General features: G+C 56.8%; 20 protein-coding genes. 10 read left to right on the top strand and 10 right to left on the bottom strand.

All coding sequences use genetic code 11. The features are described 5' to 3' along the window. Positions 1 to 87: 87 nt before the first annotated feature. The 3 genes from EDC27_RS06515 to murJ are packed head-to-tail and all read left to right on the top strand — an operon-like array spanning position 88 to position 4,609. On the top strand, positions 88 to 2,145 hold the full coding sequence (locus EDC27_RS06515; protein WP_211334797.1) for a TRAP transporter permease: 2,058 nt from the start codon (positions 88 to 90) through the stop codon (positions 2,143 to 2,145). Between the two features lie 33 nt (positions 2,146 to 2,178). After that, positions 2,179 to 3,027 carry a BKACE family enzyme gene (locus EDC27_RS06510; RefSeq protein WP_123289812.1) on the top strand — a complete coding sequence of 283 codons (849 nt, stop codon included), beginning with the start codon at positions 2,179 to 2,181 and terminating at the stop codon, positions 3,025 to 3,027. 31 nt (positions 3,028 to 3,058) lie between these two features. Next, positions 3,059 to 4,609, top strand: a complete 1,551-nt coding sequence (murJ, locus tag EDC27_RS06505; protein WP_123290119.1) for a murein biosynthesis integral membrane protein MurJ — start codon at positions 3,059 to 3,061, stop codon at positions 4,607 to 4,609. Here the strand turns inward: murJ and EDC27_RS06500 are convergent. Genes EDC27_RS06500 through EDC27_RS06490 form a run of 3 tightly spaced genes read right to left on the bottom strand, consistent with a single transcriptional unit; the run spans position 4,548 to position 8,147 of the window. Beyond that, positions 4,548 to 6,509 (bottom strand): molybdopterin biosynthesis protein, encoded by a 1,962-nt coding sequence (locus EDC27_RS06500; protein WP_123289811.1) that lies wholly within the window; start codon positions 6,507 to 6,509, stop codon positions 4,548 to 4,550. The genes murJ and EDC27_RS06500 overlap by 62 nt on opposite strands. Positions 6,510 to 6,529: 20 nt before the next feature. Next, positions 6,530 to 7,342 carry a carbon-nitrogen hydrolase family protein gene (locus EDC27_RS06495; RefSeq protein WP_170161651.1) on the bottom strand — a complete coding sequence of 271 codons (813 nt, stop codon included), beginning with the start codon at positions 7,340 to 7,342 and terminating at the stop codon, positions 6,530 to 6,532. Between the two features lie 10 nt (positions 7,343 to 7,352). Next, entirely contained in the window at positions 7,353 to 8,147 is a 795-nt protein-coding gene (locus tag EDC27_RS06490; RefSeq protein WP_123290118.1) for an endonuclease/exonuclease/phosphatase family protein, read from the bottom strand. A gap of 338 nt (positions 8,148 to 8,485) precedes the next feature. Between EDC27_RS06490 and EDC27_RS16740 the strand changes: the two genes are divergently transcribed. Both EDC27_RS16740 and EDC27_RS06485 read left to right on the top strand, forming a co-directional pair. Next, on the top strand, positions 8,486 to 8,611 hold the full coding sequence (locus EDC27_RS16740) for a hypothetical protein (protein WP_281273122.1): 126 nt from the start codon (positions 8,486 to 8,488) through the stop codon (positions 8,609 to 8,611). Between the two features lie 108 nt (positions 8,612 to 8,719). After that, entirely contained in the window at positions 8,720 to 9,079 is a 360-nt protein-coding gene (locus EDC27_RS06485) for a hypothetical protein (protein ID WP_123289809.1), read from the top strand. A gap of 64 nt (positions 9,080 to 9,143) precedes the next feature. Here the strand turns inward: EDC27_RS06485 and EDC27_RS06480 are convergent, their stop codons facing one another. Further along, positions 9,144 to 9,335, bottom strand: coding sequence for a hypothetical protein (locus EDC27_RS06480; RefSeq protein WP_123289808.1), 192 nt, complete (start codon positions 9,333 to 9,335; stop codon positions 9,144 to 9,146). A 251-nt stretch (positions 9,336 to 9,586) separates the two neighbouring features. Between EDC27_RS06480 and EDC27_RS06475 the strand changes: the two genes are divergently transcribed. The 3 genes from EDC27_RS06475 to EDC27_RS06465 all read left to right on the top strand — a co-directional run bounded on the left by EDC27_RS06475 (position 9,587) and on the right by EDC27_RS06465 (position 11,443). Next, the gene (locus EDC27_RS06475) at positions 9,587 to 10,201 is read left to right on the top strand and encodes a YceI family protein (protein ID WP_123289807.1); all 615 of its coding nucleotides are present in this window, start codon (positions 9,587 to 9,589) and stop codon (positions 10,199 to 10,201) included. Between the two features lie 42 nt (positions 10,202 to 10,243). Next, positions 10,244 to 10,933, top strand: coding sequence for a transglutaminase-like domain-containing protein (locus EDC27_RS06470; protein WP_123289806.1), 690 nt, complete (start codon positions 10,244 to 10,246; stop codon positions 10,931 to 10,933). A gap of 180 nt (positions 10,934 to 11,113) precedes the next feature. Continuing rightward, complete coding sequence (locus tag EDC27_RS06465) at positions 11,114 to 11,443, top strand: AF1514 family protein (protein ID WP_148045701.1); 330 nt, start codon at positions 11,114 to 11,116, stop codon at positions 11,441 to 11,443. Positions 11,444 to 11,456: 13 nt separating this feature from the next. Here EDC27_RS06465 and EDC27_RS06460 read toward each other — a convergent pair whose 3' ends face one another. The 6 genes from EDC27_RS06460 to EDC27_RS06435 form a co-directional block, all read right to left on the bottom strand. Beyond that, positions 11,457 to 11,663 (bottom strand): hypothetical protein, encoded by a 207-nt coding sequence (locus tag EDC27_RS06460; protein ID WP_123289804.1) that lies wholly within the window; start codon positions 11,661 to 11,663, stop codon positions 11,457 to 11,459. Between the two features lies 1 nt (position 11,664). Continuing rightward, positions 11,665 to 12,222: a S1 family peptidase gene (locus EDC27_RS06455; protein WP_170161650.1), complete on the bottom strand. Its 558-nt coding sequence runs from the start codon at positions 12,220 to 12,222 to the stop codon at positions 11,665 to 11,667. Between the two features lie 128 nt (positions 12,223 to 12,350). Then, positions 12,351 to 13,127, bottom strand: a complete 777-nt coding sequence (locus tag EDC27_RS06450) for a histone deacetylase family protein (protein WP_170161649.1) — start codon at positions 13,125 to 13,127, stop codon at positions 12,351 to 12,353. Beyond that, entirely contained in the window at positions 13,093 to 14,070 is a 978-nt protein-coding gene (locus EDC27_RS06445) for a sugar phosphate isomerase/epimerase family protein (RefSeq protein WP_123289802.1), read from the bottom strand. Before EDC27_RS06445 ends, EDC27_RS06450 begins: the two co-directional genes overlap by 35 nt. A 12-nt stretch (positions 14,071 to 14,082) precedes the next feature. Beyond that, positions 14,083 to 14,874 carry an exodeoxyribonuclease III gene (gene xth, locus EDC27_RS06440; RefSeq protein ID WP_123289801.1) on the bottom strand — a complete coding sequence of 264 codons (792 nt, stop codon included), beginning with the start codon at positions 14,872 to 14,874 and terminating at the stop codon, positions 14,083 to 14,085. A 13-nt stretch (positions 14,875 to 14,887) separates the two neighbouring features. Beyond that, complete coding sequence (locus tag EDC27_RS06435; RefSeq protein WP_123289800.1) at positions 14,888 to 16,789, bottom strand: ATP-dependent helicase; 1,902 nt, start codon at positions 16,787 to 16,789, stop codon at positions 14,888 to 14,890. Between the two features lie 184 nt (positions 16,790 to 16,973). On the opposite strand from EDC27_RS06435, the gene gatC reads away from it, so the two are divergent. Together gatC and gatA are read left to right on the top strand one after the other, a co-directional pair. Next, positions 16,974 to 17,261 carry an Asp-tRNA(Asn)/Glu-tRNA(Gln) amidotransferase subunit GatC gene (gene gatC / locus EDC27_RS06430; RefSeq protein ID WP_245994311.1) on the top strand — a complete coding sequence of 96 codons (288 nt, stop codon included), beginning with the start codon at positions 16,974 to 16,976 and terminating at the stop codon, positions 17,259 to 17,261. A 28-nt stretch (positions 17,262 to 17,289) separates the two neighbouring features. After that, a complete protein-coding gene (gene gatA / locus EDC27_RS06425; protein ID WP_245994308.1) occupies positions 17,290 to 18,741 on the top strand; it encodes an Asp-tRNA(Asn)/Glu-tRNA(Gln) amidotransferase subunit GatA in 1,452 nt (483 codons plus the stop codon). The last annotated feature ends 79 nt before the right edge of the window (positions 18,742 to 18,820 follow it).

Genomic DNA, 18,820 nt, shown 5'->3' with positions numbered 1-18,820 from the left:
AATAGGCGTCACCGACTTTGGGTTTTCAGATCCCGTTGAGATCTTCAAGACCATGGCACAATCCGACGGGCGGTTCAAGGATGTTGCATGGCGCTTGATCCCATGAATACGGATGGCGGTCTCGCTCTTGCCCGGAAACTGGCCGAAGAAGAAGCCGGCACCGGCCGCGCTCAACGCGGCGTTGCGAAATTCGTGGTCAGCACCGTCGCCGTCTGCTGGTCCCTTTTTCAGCTGTCCATCGCCAGCTGGCTCATTCTGGACTCCTGGTACATTCGGGCCATTCATCTGGCCTTTGCCATTTTTATTGTCTATGCTAGTTTTCCCATGTTTCGAAAACCTCGCTTGGGCATTCGGTACTGGGCCGCTACGGACCGAGTCCCCATCATGGATTGGGTTCTCGCCGTCACCGCCGCCATCGCCTCCCTCTACGTTGTTCTGGACTACCAAGGCATCGTGTACCGCTACGGCGCTCCCATTCCCCGCGACATTTTCATGGGCATCCTTCTCGTCGTCTTGCTTTTGGAAGCCTCACGGCGCACCATCGGACCGGCCCTTTCAGTCATCGCCACGCTATTTATTTTGTATGCCTTTTTGGGGCCCTACATGCCCGACGTCATCTCTTTTAAAGGGGTGTCTTTGAATCGGTTTGTGGGTCAAATGACCATGTCCACCGAAGGCATCTATGGCATACCTTTGGATGTTTCCGCCACCATTGTCTTCCTGTTCGTCCTTTTTGGCTCCATGTTGGAGAAGGCCGGAGCCGGGCAATTTTTTATTCAACTGGCCTTGAGTCTACTTGGAGGGTTTAAGGGCGGGCCTGCCAAAGCGGCCATTTTGAGCAGCGGACTCACGGGAATGGTTTCCGGATCCAGCATCGCCAATGTGGTGACCACGGGCACCTTTACCATTCCGCTCATGAAACGGGTAGGCTATCCGCCTAAGAAAGCGGCAGCCCTTGAAGTGGCGGCGAGCACCGACGGCCAGTTGGCCCCTCCCATCATGGGCGCTGCTGCCTTTATCATTGCAGAATACGTAAACCTCCCCTACATTGAAGTGTGCAAGGCCGCAGCCATACCTGCCTTTGCTTCCTATGCGGCATTGCTGTTCATCTCGCACCTTGAAGCGTCCAAGCTGGGACTTCAGGGTCTTCCCCGAGAGGAACTGCCGCCTTTTTTCAAAACGCTTCTCGGTGGACTGCAGTACCTTATTCCTCTCGCCATGCTCATCTACGAACTTGTGATCCTGCGGCACACGCCCCAAAGGTCCGCCTTCAACGCCATTTGGGTTCTCGGTCTGCTCATGATCGTGCAGCCCTGTGTGCGAGCCTACAAAAGCAAGGAGTCTGTAGGGGCCGCTTTTAAAAAAGGTTTGCTGGACATTATCGCCGCCCTGAATGCGGGGGCTCGCAACATGGTCTCTGTGGCCATGGCCACGGCGGCCGCCGGCATTATCGTGGGCGTGGTGGCCATGGGCCTGGGCGGATTAATCAACCAGGTCGTGGATGTGTTGGCCGGCGGCAACATCTACTTGCTTCTCGGCATTACGGCCCTTGCCAGCCTCATCATTGGCATGGGGTTGCCCACCACGGCCACCTACATCGTGATGGCTTCCTTGACCGCCCCGGCCATCGTCATGGTCGGCGGGTCCTACGGCTTTGAAGTGCCGCTGATTGCCGCTCACCTCTTTTGTTTCTTTTTCGGCATCCTGGCCGATGACACGCCTCCCGTGGGTCTTGCAGCCTATGCCGCTTCGGCCATAGCCAAGTCCGATCCGATTCGCACAGGTTTGCAAGGCTTCACGTATGACATTCGCACCGCTATTCTGCCCTTCATGTTCATCTTTAACCACGACCTCATTCTTTATGGCATCTCCAGCTGGTCGCAAGGGCTTCTGATCTTCGCCATGGCCTGCCTGGGCAACTTTGCCTTTGCCGCCGCAACGCAAGGCTGGCTCATCACTCGAAACCGCATTTATGAAGTGCCGCTTCTGCTCGGCGTCACCCTTATCATGATGCGGCCCGATGTGATAGCCCCTCGGCTGGGGCTCGATTACGCCCACCGCCATTGGGCATATCTCGTCGGTTTGGCTCTTTTCGGGTTCATTTATTTCCTTCAGAAACTTCGAAGCCCACGACAACCGGCCTAACATGTCGTCTCAAAGGACCAAAGAGCGTACACCATGGAAAAACTCATCATCACCGTCGCTTTGACCGGGAACGTTCCCACAAAGGCCATGAACCCCCATGTTCCCATGACACCGGAAGAAATCGCTCGGGATGTGCGCCGATGTGCCGATGCGGGCGCCGTGCTCTTTCACGTGCACGCCCGAGACGACAACCAACGCCCGACACTGGATGTGCGTCGTTTCAAGGAAAACGTTCGGCGCATCAAGGACCTCGCTCCGGAAGTGATCGTCCAGCTGTCCACGGGAGCGCGCGCGGGTAAGGACTGGGAAGCTCGAGCGAACCCCGTCAGGCTGCTTCCGGAAATGGCTTCTTTTACCACGGGATCTAACAACTTGCCCGGCATTGTGTATGAAAATTCTCCCCAGTTCCTTGAGTTTCTTGCGGGGGTTTTCAACGAAACGGGGGTGAAACCCGAGATCGAGGTCTTTGAAACGGGCATGATCAACAATGCCCTTTATCTGCAGCGCAAAGGCCTCATTCATCCGCCGCTGCACTTTGACTTCGTGCTCGGCGCTCCGGGATCCATGCCCGGAACCGTCAAGAATCTTCTGTTCCTCTCGGAAAGCATTCCTCCCGGGTCCACGTGGAGCGTCGCCGGCATTGGCAAGGCAGAAATTCCCTTGGCCACGGCTGCCATTGTCATGGGCGGCCACGTGCGTGTCGGTTTGGAAGACAATCTCGTTATGCCGGACGGTTCTCCGGCCACCAATGCCAAGTTGGTAGAAAAAATCGTGCGGATCGCCCGAGAGACGGGACGCGAGATCGCCTCACCAGACGAGGCCCGTAGAATTCTTTCCCTGGACCCAGCACGAAAAGATCTCATTCTGAGCAACCTGGACTGAGCCCATGTCCTTTTGGGGGCGTCGACAGGCCATGGGATGGGCCGCCGCCTTGCTGGGCGGCAGCGTCTTGGCGTCCCGTTTCATGGGATTGGCCCGGGACAAGGTTATTTCCTATTATTTCGGGGCCAGCGAAGAATCGGACGTTTATTTTGCAGCGTTCGTCATTCCGGATTTCATCAACTACCTTCTGGCCGGTGCCTATTTTTCCATCACCCTCATTCCCTTACTTACGGAACTCTTCCGAAAAAGTGATGAAGAGGCTTGGCGTTTTTTTTCGGCAGTAACCCTTTGGACGGCGGTGACCTGTTCCGTTTTATGCGCTTTGGTTATCCTTTGGGCCCATCCGTTGGCCCACTGGGCGGCACCGGGTTTGAGTCCTCAAGCGGCAACGCGACTGGCCTTTTTTCTGCGCATTGTCGCTCCAGCCCAGGTGTTTTTTCTCCTCGGCTCCTGCTTCAGCGCCGTCTTGTATTTTCGCAAGCAGTTTCAGGCACCAGCCCTGAGCCCGCTCATCTACAACGCCTTCATTATCGCGCTGGGCTTGCTCATGCGCCGATCCGGCATGAGCGGTTTTTGTTGGGGCGTACTGGTCGGGGCCTTTGTGGGCAATTTTTTGCTGCCTGTGATGGCCGTCAGGTACGGAGGAGGTTTTCGGTGGCAATGGACGGTGTGGCATCCGGCGATGAAGAAATTCTTCGCGCTGGCCTTGCCCCTCATGGTGGGTCAGTCTGTCGTGGTTCTCGACGAACAGTTAATGCGCGTTTTCGGATCCCTGGCCGCCATCGGCGCCATCAGCTGGCTCAATTATGCACGACGCATCATGCTCGTTCCCGTGGGCGTCGTAGCGCAGGCGGCCGGCACGGCATCCTATCCTTATCTGGCCGAAACCTACGGCTCGGGAGACATGGACAGATTTTTTGAAACACTCAACACCGCCTTTCGAAATACCCTTACCATCCTTATTCCCTTGTCACTTTGGATGATCCTCACCGCCAAGCCCATCATCGTGCTCGTCTTTCAACAAGGTCGATTTAACACGGAAGACACGGTCCAAACCGTGTGGGCCCTTCGCATTCTTTTGGCTGTCGTTTTTTGCTGGGGTATTCAGCAGATTTTGGGTCGCGCCTATTATGCACGGCAGGACATGGTCACCCCGGCGGTCATCGGCACCCTGTGTACCGTGGCCGTGATCCCCTTCTACTATATCGCCGTGGTTCAGGCGGGCGCACGAGGCGTTGCGGCCGTGAGCGCATTTTCCGTGGCGCTCTATACCACCCTGCTTTGCCTATGGTGGCGCCATCGATTGGGGTCTCGGGCCTTTCAAGGCCTATTGATCTCATCTCTCAAAGTCACCTTCGTGACTGTCGCTGCCGCCGTCCCCTCTGCGGCAGCCTTGTTCTGGACGACCCAATGGAACCTGACCAACCCTTATGCTCAGGCTCTATGCCAGTTGGCCCTTTCCGGTTTGGTTTTTGCCTTGGCATTTCTCGGCTTGGGCAGGCTCTGGGCCAAGGACTCCATCAGTCCCCTCTGGGATCGTCTGCCTCACGCCATGCGGCGCCGTTCCAAATTCCCACAATAGTCCCCGAGTGGGAAGGGTCGTAGCCGCCCATGGCCTCCACAAGTCGGCGAAACCTCTCAGACACGATAACTCGCAGAAGGGCCTGAATCTTCGCGTCGTTCCAGCAGGCTTCGGGCACCACCAGGTCGTAGCGTTCTTCGCACACGGGAACAAAATCCAATCCAAGAGCCTTCGCCGCAGCATAGATGGCCATGCCGCAGTCGGCACTTCCACTGAGCACGTTCACCGCCACGGCCATGTGCGTATACTCTTCCCAGTCGTACCCTTGAAGACCCTCCGGGCTCCTACCGATTTTTGCCAGCTCATAATCCAAAAGAATGCGCGTACCCGACCCAGTTTGGCGATTCACAAAACGCACGTCGGGTCGAAACAGATCGTGAACACTTTGAATCTTTTTCGGATTTCCCGGCGCAACCACCAGACCTTGGCGACGCCGAACGAGCTGCACCAAACGTACGGGAATTCCCTGAAGGTGCCGTTCCACATAGGATCGATTGTAGTCGCCGGTTGCCGTGTCCAGAAGATGCGCTCCGGCACAGTGCGCCTGGCCTCGCTTCAGTGCCAGAAGCCCACCAAGGCTTCCCACGTTGCTGGATGAAAGATGCAGCCTCGAGTCCACCCGTTTGAGTTCCGATGCCATCACATCCACCGTGTTGTCGTGACTGCCGATCATGACCAGGGTGTGTTCCAGGTCCTCTTCGGCACGCAACAAGCGAACTCGAACGGCTTCTCCTTCGTTGATGCCTTCAGATTCCTGCGGAATTTGCACCAGCCCATCTGCGCGAACCAACGAGGTGATGACCCCCGCGCCCCGCTGCAAAGGCATGGCCACAAGGCGGTCCTGCACACGGCCTACAACGACGCGAAGGAATTCCTCCAAGCCGAGTTTGGATGGCATCTTGCGGCCCATTTCGGCTTCCACGGTGGTCCAACCCGGTTCGGCCAACCCCTGCATCCAGTATAGGAGGGGACGAACGAACTGCTCAAAAGCCACAATGGCCGATACAGGGTAGCCGGGAAGCCCAACGAAAGGCTTTCCCTCAAGGATTCCCAAAAGCACGGGTTTTCCCGGCATCATGGTCACGCCGTGGACAAGAAGCGTGCCCAGATCCTGAACCAGAGAAGCCGTATAATCCTCCGAACCGGCGGATGATCCCGCGTTAAAGATGATGAGGTCGGCTTCTGAGGCTGCCGCCTGCTGCATGCTAGCGCGCAGGGTGGATGGATCGTCGGCAATACCGGCCTGCAACAGGGCAAGGCCTCCTTCCTGCGTCACCATGGCGGCAATGACCGTGCCGTTGAATTCCACAATCTGTCCCGGTGCCGCCTTGGCCGCGTCCTGAGCAGGAACCAGTTCCGATCCCGTAGGTTGAATCCACACGCGTGGCTTGGCATACACGGAAACCGTGGAAACGCCAGCCGCCAGCAAAGCGCCAAGATCCGCAGGGCGCAGGCGGTGCTGCTGAGGCAGGAGCAGTTCCCCGGCCACGATGTCTTCACCCACCTTGCGCACATGCTGCCAGGGAAAAGCCGCACTGCGAATCTCAAGGGTGTGGGCATCCACGGGGTCAACGTGTTCAATCATGATGACCGCGTCGGTGCCTTGAGGCAAGGGGTCACCCGTATCCACGGCAAAGGCCTGTTGGCCGATGGTGAGGTGCTTAGGGCGCACAGCGCTGGCCCCGAAGGTGTCAGAAGCTTTGACGGCGTAACCGTCCATGGCCGCACCATGGTAATGGGGCACCGACAGGCGGGCGGTGACAGGCCGCGCCAAAACGCGCCCCAATGCAGAAATCACGGGCAGTTCTTCCACTGCCGTTCGCCGATCCTGCACGGCGCGGCGCCACTTGTTCCGCGCCTCCGCAAGGGTATGCATCTCCAGATAAATTTTTCTTTTCATGCAAAGCTCTTCAATTGCTGCTACACGCGTTGAAAACCAAAACGATTCCAGAACTCTCGGCGATACCGACGCACAGACCCCAGATGGACCTCAGCCACATGCACCTGCTCCAAAGCATCCAGCTCCAGCGTCACCCAATCGTCCAAGGTGTCCAAGCTTCGAAACCAGCGTCGAAACGCCGCCTTGTCCAAAAAGCGCGGCGGCTGAAGGACAAAACTTCCTCCACCGTGTTGATGGTAGCGTCGACCCCCAATCATGGCGTTGTAATCGGCCGTGTTCACGCCCACCACGGCAAAGAAATTATCAAAGGCTCGCACCAGAGCCCCGGTTTTCCAGTGACCTCGCAGAATGGGAAAAATGCTGATGTTAAAGACAATCTCCACGCCTTGATTGGCCAGCTGCGTGGCAGCGTCCGGTTGCCCCCAAAAATCGATGCAGACGGGAAGACCAATTTTTCCAAAATCCACCGAAAAGGCTCGAAACACTCCGTCGCCCGCCGTGATGTGCAAATGATCCCGTTCCAAAGCCCCCACGTTGGCCTTTCGCTGCCGGCCCAGAAGGCGACCGGAACGGTCAAACAGGGTGGCCGTGTTGTAAAGGCGGCCTCCATCCTGTTCCACCAAACCCGCCACTATGTAGGATCGCAGATCCCGGGCAGCCTCGGCCAACACCTCTTCCCCGGCAAAGGGAAAGTATTCGGGAAAGCACACCATGTCCAGCTCATGTCCCCGAATTCTTTCCAAAAGATGCAGGCCGTGAGCGATATTTCTCGGATCGTCGAATTCCGCGTAGGGCTTGGGCTGCACCAAAGCTACACGAATTGTGTCTTTCACCACTGCTCCTTCAAGACGTTTCGGTCGAAGACGGGGAATTTATCCACTGAAGATCGGCGTAATAGGGAAAATGGTCGGAAGGATACCTGCCTTCAAAGTGGTCCCTTACAATGTGCGCTTCACGCACGTGAAAATGGCGAGAAATCAGAATCCAGTCCATGCGACTCTTTTGTGGCACTCCGGAAAACCCATGGTGCGTTTTTTCCGCGTCCCCTTCCCCTCTGCCGGCCACACGCCAGCTGTCCTGCAACCCCACGACCGAATGGGTCAAAAGGCGGTGAACCGTGGATTCCGGCCCATCGTTGAAGTCCCCCATGACAATATGGGCACCGAAATGCTCCTGTACCCATTGGGCAAGGATGCGCGCCTGCTCTACGCGGGCTTCGGCACCCATATGGTCCAAGTGGGTCACAGAGACCCACAAATCGGCTCCCGTGCTCTTTTCCACTACTCTGGCCCAACTCATCATTCGCGGAAAGGCACTGTCCCAATCCTTGCTGCGGTGTACTTGAGGGGTTCGAGACAACCAAAATTCGGCCCCGTCCACCACCGTACCCCAATCCTTGCGCAGAAAAAGGGTAGGGTACTGGCACGTGTCGTCTAAAACGCGGTGCGGTGCATGAATGGCATAGTCCTGAAGAGCCTCCGCCAAATACTGCAGCATGGTCCAGCGACCCTCCTGGGTTCCCAAAACGTCAGGCCGGTATCGTCGCACGATGGCCACCACCAGATCGCGGCGGTAAATCCAACTGTTTTGTCCGTCCCTGTCGTTTTCAAAGCGCAGGTTAAAGGTCATGACACGCATGGCATGCCTGCCGTTTTTTCCCCCAGTGCTGTGACGTTTTGCCCTGTCCAAGATCGCAGATTCGGCGCCCTCTGACAACCCATTTCCCCCACTTTTTTCCTTCATGTTTCGCTCTCGTTGTGCCGATGAAAACAATGGATGGGCAAGAGAATTGCCTCAAACAAGAAGACAGAACGGGCTCGGAAACCCTGCCGGTAAAGAGAAGCACCCTCTCGAGTGTTTGGAACTAAGGGATTCTGGCCACCAATGCCGTGCCCAGGGTGCGAAAGCTCTCAGGGCCACGGCGTTTTCGGCTGTGCGGCCAAGGGCCTGTTCGAGCACATTCAAGGAGGCAGAACATGGAGGCGACCATGAGTGTTGGGGCTTGGTTTGGCTACTTGTTCCTGTGGACCTTGGGGTTGACCGCAGCGTTGTGGACGGCTCAGCAGCTTGCCGCGGAACGACGCCCCTCACGTCGCAAGTGACCTGTGCGGGACGGCCAAAGGGGCATGACAAAGCCCTTTTGACGCAACATACCAAGTCCAGGCTCTCGCGGAACACCTCCCATGCCCTGCTGCATAGGAGGTCTCATCATGAATGCCTGCCACAACGGCACAAGCCGCCACCCAGAAACGTCCGAAAACCTTTTCGTGGACGACTTCTTTCGCAGGCAACAGGCTTGCGCCGAAGGCCATGCCTCTTCCTACGGCGACAACCGCGATCAACTCTTTAAACGGTTTCGATTGCGCCTCGACCCAAGCCACCAGAGGTATGTAACGGGCTACCAGTGGTTTTGCCGCGTCTGTGAAAACCCCAGCGCCAGTGAAGAAGTGTGGTTTCCGTGTCGTCAAAAATTCGTCACCGTCAAAGTGGTTTGCCATTTAGGCTGCCACAACCACTGGCGTCTCAAGATTCACGCGCACAAACCCATGAGCCTCGCTTCCGTGTGCTGACGCCATCAAGACCGATCATGGCCCGCCCTTCAAAGCCTGTGAGCATTGATGGCGTTTTCGACCGCTAGGGTTCGGTTCGGCGTTTGGCTTTGTAAAAATCCATGAGGAACTCCGCTTCAATGGGCGAGAGATCGAAGCGCAGAATCGCCTCGCAAACGATCTTTTGCACGGGTTTGTCCGGGTTTTCCTGCACACAATTGGACACCCACTTGACGGCTTTGCGGATGGCTTCCCCTTCAGGCATGACGGTCGTCATGAGCCAGGTCCCCTTTTCTGCGATAGTCCAAAAAATTCTCGGCATCTTTTCAAGCCATTTGTACCTTTTTTCACCGAATCTTTAGCATTTCTTCGGCCGCTTGTCATGCCCGTTTCAAGGCCTTGGAACGACAGGTGGGTGAGCGCCCTCTGGACGGAAACTCCTTTCAATCCTACCATAAGGTCATGAATCTGTTTCGCGGGGCCTTTTGACGCGAGACATTGTTGGCACTCACTATGAAGGAGTGAATCATGAAGAAGAAACTGGCAATCTGGCTGGCGTTATGCGTGATATGGGGTGCAGGGTGGAACGCGGCCGCGGCGCAGGGCGAAGCCTGGTCCTTTGATCCTTTCCACAGCAGTGTGACCTTTACCATTCGGCATATTCTGGCAAAAGTTGCCGGAACCTTTGATGAGGTGCAAGGTCACATGGTTTTCGACCCGGCGCGGCCCGAAGCGGGGGCCGTCACGGTGACCATTCCAGTCAATTCCATCAACACGCGCGTTGAAAAGCGAGACGCCCATTTGCGGTCTTCCGATTTCTTCGACGCCGAAAAATATCCCGTCATGACGTTCGAAAGCACGCAAATCCTTTCGGGAAAATCTACCACCGACTTCATCGCTCGAGGCACCCTCACCATTAAAAACGTCCGTCGCCCTTTGGACTTACCATTCCGCTATCTCGGCTCCACCGTTCATCCCATGGATCCATCGAAAGAAATCATCGGTTTTGAAGCTCACACGACCATCGACCGTCTGGAATTTGGCGTGGGCAACGGCGAGTTTTTTCAAAAAGGCCTGATTGGCAAAGAGGTATCCATCGCCATTTATGTGGAAATGCTTCGGGACCGAGTTTCAGCCAAGTGAAAGCTGGCGGCTGATCTCATCAGGGCAAGAAGGTGTGAAGAAATGACGATGCAACCCTATCTGGAACCGACGGCTATTCTGGACTGGAAACATCCTCGAGTGCTTGAGTTCGCCAGTGAGGCCGTCGGGAACGCCACAAATTCTGTGGAAAAGGCCGTTCGGTTGTACGAAGCGGTGCGCGACCGCATTCGCTACGATCCCTACTCGCCCTTTTATCGACCAGAACATTACCAGGCGAGCGAGGTTTTGAGGCGAGGCCGAAGCTTTTGCATTCCCAAGGCCGGGCTTCTTTGTGCGCTGGCTCGGTCCCAAGGCATTCCGGCCCGCGTGGGTTTCGCCACCGTGAGGAACCACCTGGCCACGAAACAGCTCCTGGAATACTTGGGCTCAGACCTCTTCGTCTTTCATGGGTACACGGATCTTTTCCTTGAGGGCCGCTGGGTGAAGGCCACGCCGGCTTTCAACAAGGAGCTGTGCCTGCGGCACGGGATCGAGCCCTTGGTTTTCGACGGTCAAAGAGACTCCTTGTTTCATCCGTACAACAAGCAACAGCAAAGGTTCATGGAATACGTGGCCTATCATGGAGTCTATGCCGACATTCCGGTTCAAGCCATCCTGGACGCGTGGAAAGCAGCCTATGGAGCAAGGAGGGTTCAAGGGTGGATCGACGCGATGGAAAGCGCCGACCCCAAAGCTTTGCGACATTTTGAACACGAGGACGTGGTATCATGACCCTTCAACCAGGCCGCCGCCTGTTGCACGCCCCTACGAAAACGAGCTTTCATGGGGCAGCAGTGCTCGGTGAGGGCAAGACCTGTGGAACGCCCTCGGCCATGACCGCTCACGCCTTTTCATTATCTTAATGAGTGTGGGCTGTTGCCCATGCTCTTTGCCAAGAAAGGATCATGCCTCATGACCGTAACGATCGCCAAAACATGTATTCCTTTGGAGCGATGGATGCTGGAAAACGTCGTGGATCTAAAGGACCGACCGGATACCCTCACCTTCGATGAAGCCCGTCGAATGGCCGACCATGAAGCCCAGAAGCGTTTAAAAAATCCCATGCTTCTTGCCTGGTACGATGGTCGGCGAGGTTTTTTTTCACCCAACGTAGAATGCTGTGAACCTTCCCGACCAGCATGGCTCGTGTATGCCCAATCCCGCGGCGCACAGTGCACCATCACCGTCAACGGCTTGGACTACGTGTTCCTTTATCGGTCCACAGAGCCGGATTCCGCGTGATGAAGATGGCTCACTAGGGGGACACTCCGGCTTTTTGCATCAGGGTGACCGCATGGACAATGGGAACGGCGAAACTGATGCCGCTTGGGGATTCCAAGGCTTTTTCTTTGCCTTGGGTGAGCAAAACCTTGTTCACGATTCCCAGGACTCGGCCCGTGTCCGGGTGAAACAGAGGACTTCCACCGTTTCTCGGATACGCCGTGGCATCCAACTGATACACGTCAAAGGCCTTCTTGAGCTTCTGCACGAGATCGGGGGTCAGGGATTGTCCGGATTTGACCGGAATCATCATTGGGCTCAAGGCGGAGATGATCCCCCGGTGGGTCACCGGGTAAAGGCCGAGCACCACGCCGATGAGAAATCCGGTAAACGCGATGTCCTGACCTTCTCGAACTAAGGACGTATCCAGTCAGCGGTGGCAAAGGGCCCCCCTGCATGCGCAGCAGCACCACGTCGTGCTCCGAGTCCCGAGCCACCTCCTCCAGCTCTCTCCATTGCACGTGGGGACCTCGACCCACAGAGGCCGCAAGAACTTCTCGATGCGTCTTGTCCAGCTCTTTCGGAAGAACATGAGCGTTGGTGAGAATGTGCCGTCCTTGGGCCACGACAAATCCCGTGCCCAGGAAAACCGACGGCGGGCGCCGCAAGGCCTGATACGTACCCACCGCCACGACGGAGCGACGAACCTGTGCCGTGGTTTCTGAAAGGCCTCCGTAAGCCTTGTTCAGGCCCACAACCAAGGCCAAAAGCAAGAAGCCTTGCAGGCCGTTCTTGAACACTTCGCCCCTCTTGCTTTGGAATGATTGTGCCCGCGGACGAAAAAATCGAGGACACGAGCACGTCAAGGCTCGTTTTCGCGGGGTTGGCGAGCTTCGCGGCCCCCGTCCCGAAAATGTTTTCGTGCCTGTCAAGCGGTCGACGCGTCACGGCCCAGAAGTCCAAGCAGAAAAGCTCGAACGTTCTTTCCCAGCACCGTATGGTTATAGCCTCCTTCAAGGGCGGCAAAGCATCCTATGCCAAGGCGTGCACAGGTCGCGCGTATCATGGCCCCTATGGCCGTGTAATCTTCGGTTAAGAGCACGCCTCCCCAATCTTGTTGGTGCGCATCAAAGCCTGCGGACACCGCAAGGATGTCGGCCTGAGCTTCCGACAAGTTTTTTTCCACCAGGCGAAGATATTCTTTTCGGTCTTCGGTTTGAGGGTTCAGAATCGCGGCGTAGCCCTTATCCCCCAAGATATTGACGGTGCCATCGCCGTAGTGAAGGTCGAAATCCAGAATGTAGGCCGTTCCAATGTGACGGTGGTGCCTGAGGTATTCCACGGCGATGGCCACGTTGTTGTAATAGCAAAAGCCCCAGGAACTGTCCGCGGAGGCATGATGTCCAGGAGGACGCACCAGAGCAAAGGAAGGCCTTTGCAATCCTTCCACGGCGGCCATCACGGTGGCCCCTGCGGCCAAGGAAGCCACACGGTCCAGCCCCTCTCGAATGACCTCCTGAATATGCCGGGGCGTGTGCACTCTTTGAAGATCTTCCCAAGAAGCCGGCAGTGCCTCGCGAAATTCGCTCACATCGGCAATGGCATCTCGAATGCATTGCATGCGTCCCGGCGCTGCCGCCGGATCCTGAGTATAGGATTCCAAGAAAAGATCATGGGTGAAGACGGGAATGCGAGGCTCTCTCATCCTGGTCCTCCACGGGTTCGGCCACGGCCTCCATGAGCTTTCGCACATGTTCCACGCCGGCTTGACAGTCGTCATCGTTTGTGCCGGCTTTCAGCTCTACGATCAAAGGGCAGCCCAGGCGGCCTGCCAGGCGGACCACGGGCTCCAGCTGAATGTGTCCTGAGCCGGGCGGCAGGTGATCGCTCTGGCCAACGGCATCGTGAACATGAATTCCAACGAGTTGGTCTTGGCAGGCATTCAAGGTTTCCATGGGGTTTCCCCAACCAAAAATTTCCATGAGGTGTCCATGCCCGGTATCGTACCAGTAGCCTATCGGTGCCCCCTCCAATTCATGCAACAGAACCTGGTACTCTTCCATGTTTGGCATTTCATGGTAGTGGGCTCGGTTTTCCAAACCCAGCATAACGTGAAGCCTTTGGGCTTCTCGAGCCAGCCGGTCCAGGCTCCAGAGCAGTGCATCCAGAAAAGGCGTGCGTCGAGCCTGGCGCTCGGCCAATTTGCGCTCTAAGAAGGCCTGGTATTCTGGGGCTTGCACTCCGACCCTTTCCCGCAAGGCCGTCAGGGTGGGCAGTTCCGCGTCCATGGCCACGCGACCGCAGTGCAGCACAACATACGGCGCTTCCAAGGCATTGGCATGTTCCATGGTCTTGAGCGTCCACTGCACCGCGCGAAGCCGCTCCTCTCGATCCGTATGGCTCAAAAGAAACGGCTCGGCACACACCCGGTCCCAAGGCACGGGATCGGGCACAGGGCAAAAATTGTGAAGGCTGACCACCTGAATCCCCGAACCCTTTAACGCCATGGCCACCTGCTGAAACAGGGGCGCGGGCACACGATAGTCCAATTCCAGGGCGGCCACATTCAAGGCTTTGCAGCGCTCCACCAAGTCTCTTCCGTGGGTCACCTGTCCCGCCGCCCACGACGTGGAAACTCCAAGGACCATGATTCGTGCCTCTCAGGAAAGCGAACTCATGTCAAAAACGGCCACCACGGGCGTATGATCACTGGGCTTGCTCTGCCCCCGTGGGCCAGTGTCCACAAAGCATTCCGCGCACCTGTGCGCCATGGGTTCCGTCACCAGCATGTGATCGAGTCGCCAGCCCAGGTTGCGATCAAAGCTTTTGGGCAACCGGTAATCCCAAAAGGTGAACTGCTTGGCCTGCGGATGCAGGCGCCGCAAAAGATCCACCAAACCCCAGGCCATGATTTCCTTCAGCTTGGCCCGTTCTTCGGGATGAAACCCCACTTCGCCTTCGAGACGTTTGGGGTCGTAGACATCGATGGCCTCTGGTGCCACATTGATGTCCCCAGTCCAGATCAAGAGATCCTGCGGAGAAAAGCGTTCCTGAATCCACCGGCCCACTTGATTCAAGAAATCCAGCTTGTACTGAAATGCAGGATCGTCGGGGGAACGCCCCTGAGGCACGTAGGTGTTGATGACCCATACGCCCTGCACCTGGACGGCCAAAAAGCGCGCCTCACGGTCCAACAAGGGGTCGCCGGTTTCCATGACCACGGACTCTGGCGTCTCCTGTGTCAGCACCGCCACCCCGTTAAAAGATTTTTCTCCCTTGACCAGAACCTCATATCCCAGCGCCTCCAAGGCTTGTCGAGGAAACACCGCATCCTGGCATTTTGTTTCCTGAAGGCATAGCACGTGAGGATGCTGCTCAGAAATCCATGCCAGGAGCCGGTCCAAGCGCGCCCGCACGCCGTTGACATTGAAGGTCGCCACTTTCCACAGCATTTTCTTCCCTCGCTCACCAGCTTCGCCGCACAACGTATTCTTCGGGAAGTTCCGACAAGAAACGGCTTGGCCTCACCAAATCCCCCTTTCGAATCATGGCATGGGACAGATAAAGTTCTCCAACGGCACGCGTCATGGCCACATAGAGAAGCCGCCGCTCCTCTTCAAGACCCTGAAGACTTTCCTCGCCTGGGCCTTCGGCGGAAGCGCCTTCGACGTGCACGGAGCGCCAGTGGGGAAGCAGGCCTTCTTCAATCCCAATGACAAAGACGACTTGAAACTCCAGGCCCTTGGCCGCATGAAAGGTGGCCAACCGTACCCCGGCTCCCGCTTCCGCATCGTCTTGGTCTTCGCGAATCAGGGCACACGATTCCAGATAGGATTCCATGTCCGCGGCCTGACGCGCTGCCTCCACCATCTGCTCGATATTTTCCCGTCGCGCGACAAAATCGTCCTCTCCTTCGCTGATTCCCCGAAGGTACTCTTCATATCGGCAGGTTTCCACGACGGTTTGTATGGCTTCGTGGGGCTTGAGTTCTCGAAGGTTTTCCAGAAGCTTTAGAAGCTCCTCCATGGCCGCGGCGACTTTTTTGCCGAGCAGTCCTCGTTTTAAGGCGCGCCGACATTTTTCCTGAAGCGGTGTGCCAGACCCTCCGGTGGCCAAAATCTTTTTCAGGGTGGCATTGCCCAGTCCCCGTCGCGGCACGTTGATGATGCGCTCAAAGGCCACATCGTCCTTGGGATTCAAGGCACTCATGAGATAGGCGTGAATGTCCTGCACTTCGCGGCGTTCAAAAAAACCCCGGCCTCCCATCATGGTGTAAGGCACCCCCTTGTGCCGCATGGCCCGCTCCAACACCATGGAACAGAACTTGGTTCGATAAAGCACGGCCATGTCCCGAAAGGGCACACCCTGGTCCAGATGCAAAGCCCTGCAACGATGCGCCACCCATTGCGCTTCGTCATTGTCACTGGGAAATTGACGCACTTCCACGGGCTTTCCGTCGCGGCGGCTGAAGCACTTCTTTTCGATTCGAGAGGCGTTTTGGGCGATGAGGGCTTCCGCGGCCGCCACAATGGGTCGTGTGGATCGGAAGTTTTCTTCGAGCCGAACGATTTTGGCATGAGGATAATTTTTGGGAAAATGGATGAAAAAGGAGGGATCCGCTCCACGAAATTGATAAATGCTTTGGTAGTCGTCTCCCACAACCGTGAGGTTGCCATCGCGAAGCAACAAATCCATGATGCGGCACTGCACGGCGTTGGAATCCTGAAACTCGTCCACCAGCACGTAATCAAAAAGGTTCTGGCAGCGGCGTCGCACGGCTTCGTTCTGGGTGAGAAGCTCTCGCGTCAAGGCCAGAATGTCATCGAAATCCACGGCATTGTGTTGGGCCAGAATGCGGTTGTACAGCTCAAACACTTCCTGAAGGCGGAACAGGCGGCTTGGTTGCGCCAAATAGGCCCACGGATCCTCACTGTTCTTGGCTCGAGAAACGACGGATCGATAGGCATTGAGGTAGGCAGTATCGATGTCCAGTTCCGCCAAAGCCTTTTTCATGTCCATGCGCTGCTGGTGTTCGGAATGGATGCTCAAAGGCCGCGTGTAACCCAAGAGCTCACAATGTTCTTTGAGAATGTGAAAACAGGCGCTGTGAAAGGTGCGCACCCAAGGAAAGGCTCGGGCGGGCCGCCCCGTCATGGATTCCAGACGCCGCTTCATTTCTTCGGCGGCCTTGTTGGTAAAGGTGATGGCCAGGATTCGCTCGGGATCGTATCCCAAGGCGTTGACGAGGTAAGCGATTTTGGCGGTCAGGGTTCGCGTTTTGCCGCTTCCGGCACCGGCGGCGACCAAAACGGGCCGGCCGATGGATTCCACGGCTTCCTGCTGCGGGGGCGTGAGTCCAATGTCCATGAAGAATCCTCTGTCCTCTCTTCAGCGTAGAGTGATCCCAAAGCTTCAAAAATAAATCTTAGAAGCAACGGGGTTGAACTGCAACCCATCCTTGTGAGCCCGTGCGCGTTTGTGGTAGCATGCACGCCAACAATGGGGCATGAAGAGAGAGGTCGAATCGGTTATGAATCGCGAGGGAGCACCTGTGGAAAAGATCACGTTGGAGGAAGTGCGGCATGTGGCGGAACTGGCCCGGCTCCGTCTCAGTGCCGAGGAAGAGTTGGCCATGACGCAGCATCTCAACATGATTTTGGAATACATGGACAAACTCCACGAAGTTGACACCTCCCAGGTGCCACCCACAACTCATGCCATAGAGCAGGAAAACGTGTTTCGGCCCGACGCGGTTCACCCTTCCCTGGATCGGGATCGCGCCCTGTCCAATGCGCCGCAAAGTGACGGCGCCAATTTTGTGGTTCCCCGAGTCATCTAAAGTGGACAAAGGAAAGGAAGTGTCGTCCGTGACCCACCTGACCATTCATGGGCTCAGAGAAGCTCTTTTGGCAAAGCAATGCAGTGTGACGGAAGTGGTTCGTGCGTACCTGGATCGCATCCAAAGACTGAACCCTCAACTCAATTGTTTCCTCACGGTCACGGCCGAACAGGCCCTCAAAGACGCCCAAGACTACGATGCAGGCCGCAAAAGCCTTACGGCTTTGCCCCTGGCGGGTGTTCCTTTGGCCATCAAGGATGTTCTGTGCACCAAAGGCCTTCGCACCACCTGCGGATCCAAGATTCTAGAACATTTCAACCCACCTTACGATGCCACGGCAGTGGAACGGTTGAGGGCGGCGGGAGCCATCCTTTTAGGAAAAACCAACATGGATGAGTTTGCCATGGGCTCTTCCAATGAAAATTCGGCCTTTGGCCCTGTCAGAAACCCATGGGACATGAACCGTGTGCCGGGAGGGTCCAGTGGCGGGTCGGCCGCCGCCGTCGCCGCCGACCTCTGCGCCGCCGCCCTGGGAACGGATACCGGAGGCTCCATTCGTCTGCCGGCTTCCTTTTGCGGCATTGTTGGGTTGAGGCCGACCTATGGTCGCGTGTCCCGTTACGGCCTCGTGGCTTTCGCCTCCTCCCTGGATCAAATCGGACCCATGACGAAAGATGTGCGCGATGCGGCTCTTCTTCTCTCCGTGCTGGCCGGCCACGATCCCAAAGATTCCACATCCATTGCGCAGCCGACGGATGATTACATGGCCGCGTTGACGCAGCCCATTCGAGGCCTTCGCGTCGGCTTGCCCAAGGAATACCTCAACGAGGGCGTGGATGCCGAAGTGGCGGCAGCCACCGAAAAGGCCTGCCGCATCTTTCAAGAACTCGGAGCCGATCTCTGTGACGTGTCCCTTCCCCACACCGATTACGGCGTGGCGGCCTACTACATCATTGCACCGGCAGAAGCCAGTTCCAACCTGGCACGGTATGACGGCGTCAAATACGGCTACCGGTTTTCCGAAGCGCGAGATCTACTCAGCATGTACAAGGAATCCCGCAGCCGAGGATTCGGCACCGAAGTGAAGCGGCGCATCATGCTGGGAACCTATTGCCTGTCCTCCGGCTACTACGATGCCTACTACCTCAAAGCCTCCCAGGTGAGGACTCTGATTCGCCAGGATTTTTTGAGAGCCTTTGAGCACTGTGACGTGCTACTGGGCCCCGTGTCCCCCACGGCGGCTTTCGTCCTGGGTGAAAAAACCCAAAATCCTCTCCAGATGTACCTCATCGACGTCTTCACTCTGCCGGCAAGCCTCGCCGGAATCCCCGGCCTGTCCCTTCCGTGCGGCTACACCTCGCAAGGCTTGCCCATTGGAGTCCAGATTCTGGGACCGCACCTGGGCGAAGCCACCGTCTTGAGAGCTGCGTACCACTTTGAACAGGCCACAAAAGAAGAACGGCGCACCCTCACCCTGTGAGGCTCTGAAGTCAAAGCCTTCCTCGGCCCATGGCTTGGAGGCTTTCGCTGTGTCAATCGCTTGACGATTTGGTGACAAT

The sequence above is a fragment of the Desulfosoma caldarium genome (assembly GCF_003751385.1).
GTDB lineage: Bacteria > Desulfobacterota > Syntrophobacteria > Syntrophobacterales > DSM-9756 > Desulfosoma > Desulfosoma caldarium.
Note: the sequence above shows the minus strand (reverse complement) of the source record. Positions and strands in the feature narration are given on the sequence as shown.

Coding starts and splice junctions, on each gene's coding strand:
- EDC27_RS06515 (WP_211334797.1), top strand. CDS start 88: ATGGCGCTTGATCCCATGAATACGGATGGCGGTCTCGCTCTTGCCCGG.
- EDC27_RS06510 (WP_123289812.1), top strand. CDS start 2,179: ATGGAAAAACTCATCATCACCGTCGCTTTGACCGGGAACGTTCCCACA.
- murJ (WP_123290119.1), top strand. CDS start 3,059: ATGGGATGGGCCGCCGCCTTGCTGGGCGGCAGCGTCTTGGCGTCCCGT.
- EDC27_RS06500 (WP_123289811.1), bottom strand. CDS start 6,509: ATGAAAAGAAAAATTTATCTGGAGATGCATACCCTTGCGGAGGCGCGG.
- EDC27_RS06490 (WP_123290118.1), bottom strand. CDS start 8,147: ATGCGTGTCATGACCTTTAACCTGCGCTTTGAAAACGACAGGGACGGA.
- EDC27_RS16740 (WP_281273122.1), top strand. CDS start 8,486: ATGGAGGCGACCATGAGTGTTGGGGCTTGGTTTGGCTACTTGTTCCTG.
- EDC27_RS06485 (WP_123289809.1), top strand. CDS start 8,720: ATGAATGCCTGCCACAACGGCACAAGCCGCCACCCAGAAACGTCCGAA.
- EDC27_RS06480 (WP_123289808.1), bottom strand. CDS start 9,335: ATGACGACCGTCATGCCTGAAGGGGAAGCCATCCGCAAAGCCGTCAAG.
- EDC27_RS06475 (WP_123289807.1), top strand. CDS start 9,587: ATGAAGAAGAAACTGGCAATCTGGCTGGCGTTATGCGTGATATGGGGT.
- EDC27_RS06470 (WP_123289806.1), top strand. CDS start 10,244: ATGACGATGCAACCCTATCTGGAACCGACGGCTATTCTGGACTGGAAA.
- EDC27_RS06465 (WP_148045701.1), top strand. CDS start 11,114: ATGACCGTAACGATCGCCAAAACATGTATTCCTTTGGAGCGATGGATG.
- EDC27_RS06450 (WP_170161649.1), bottom strand. CDS start 13,127: ATGAGAGAGCCTCGCATTCCCGTCTTCACCCATGATCTTTTCTTGGAA.
- EDC27_RS06445 (WP_123289802.1), bottom strand. CDS start 14,070: ATGGTCCTTGGAGTTTCCACGTCGTGGGCGGCGGGACAGGTGACCCAC.
- xth (WP_123289801.1), bottom strand. CDS start 14,874: ATGCTGTGGAAAGTGGCGACCTTCAATGTCAACGGCGTGCGGGCGCGC.
- EDC27_RS06435 (WP_123289800.1), bottom strand. CDS start 16,789: ATGGACATTGGACTCACGCCCCCGCAGCAGGAAGCCGTGGAATCCATC.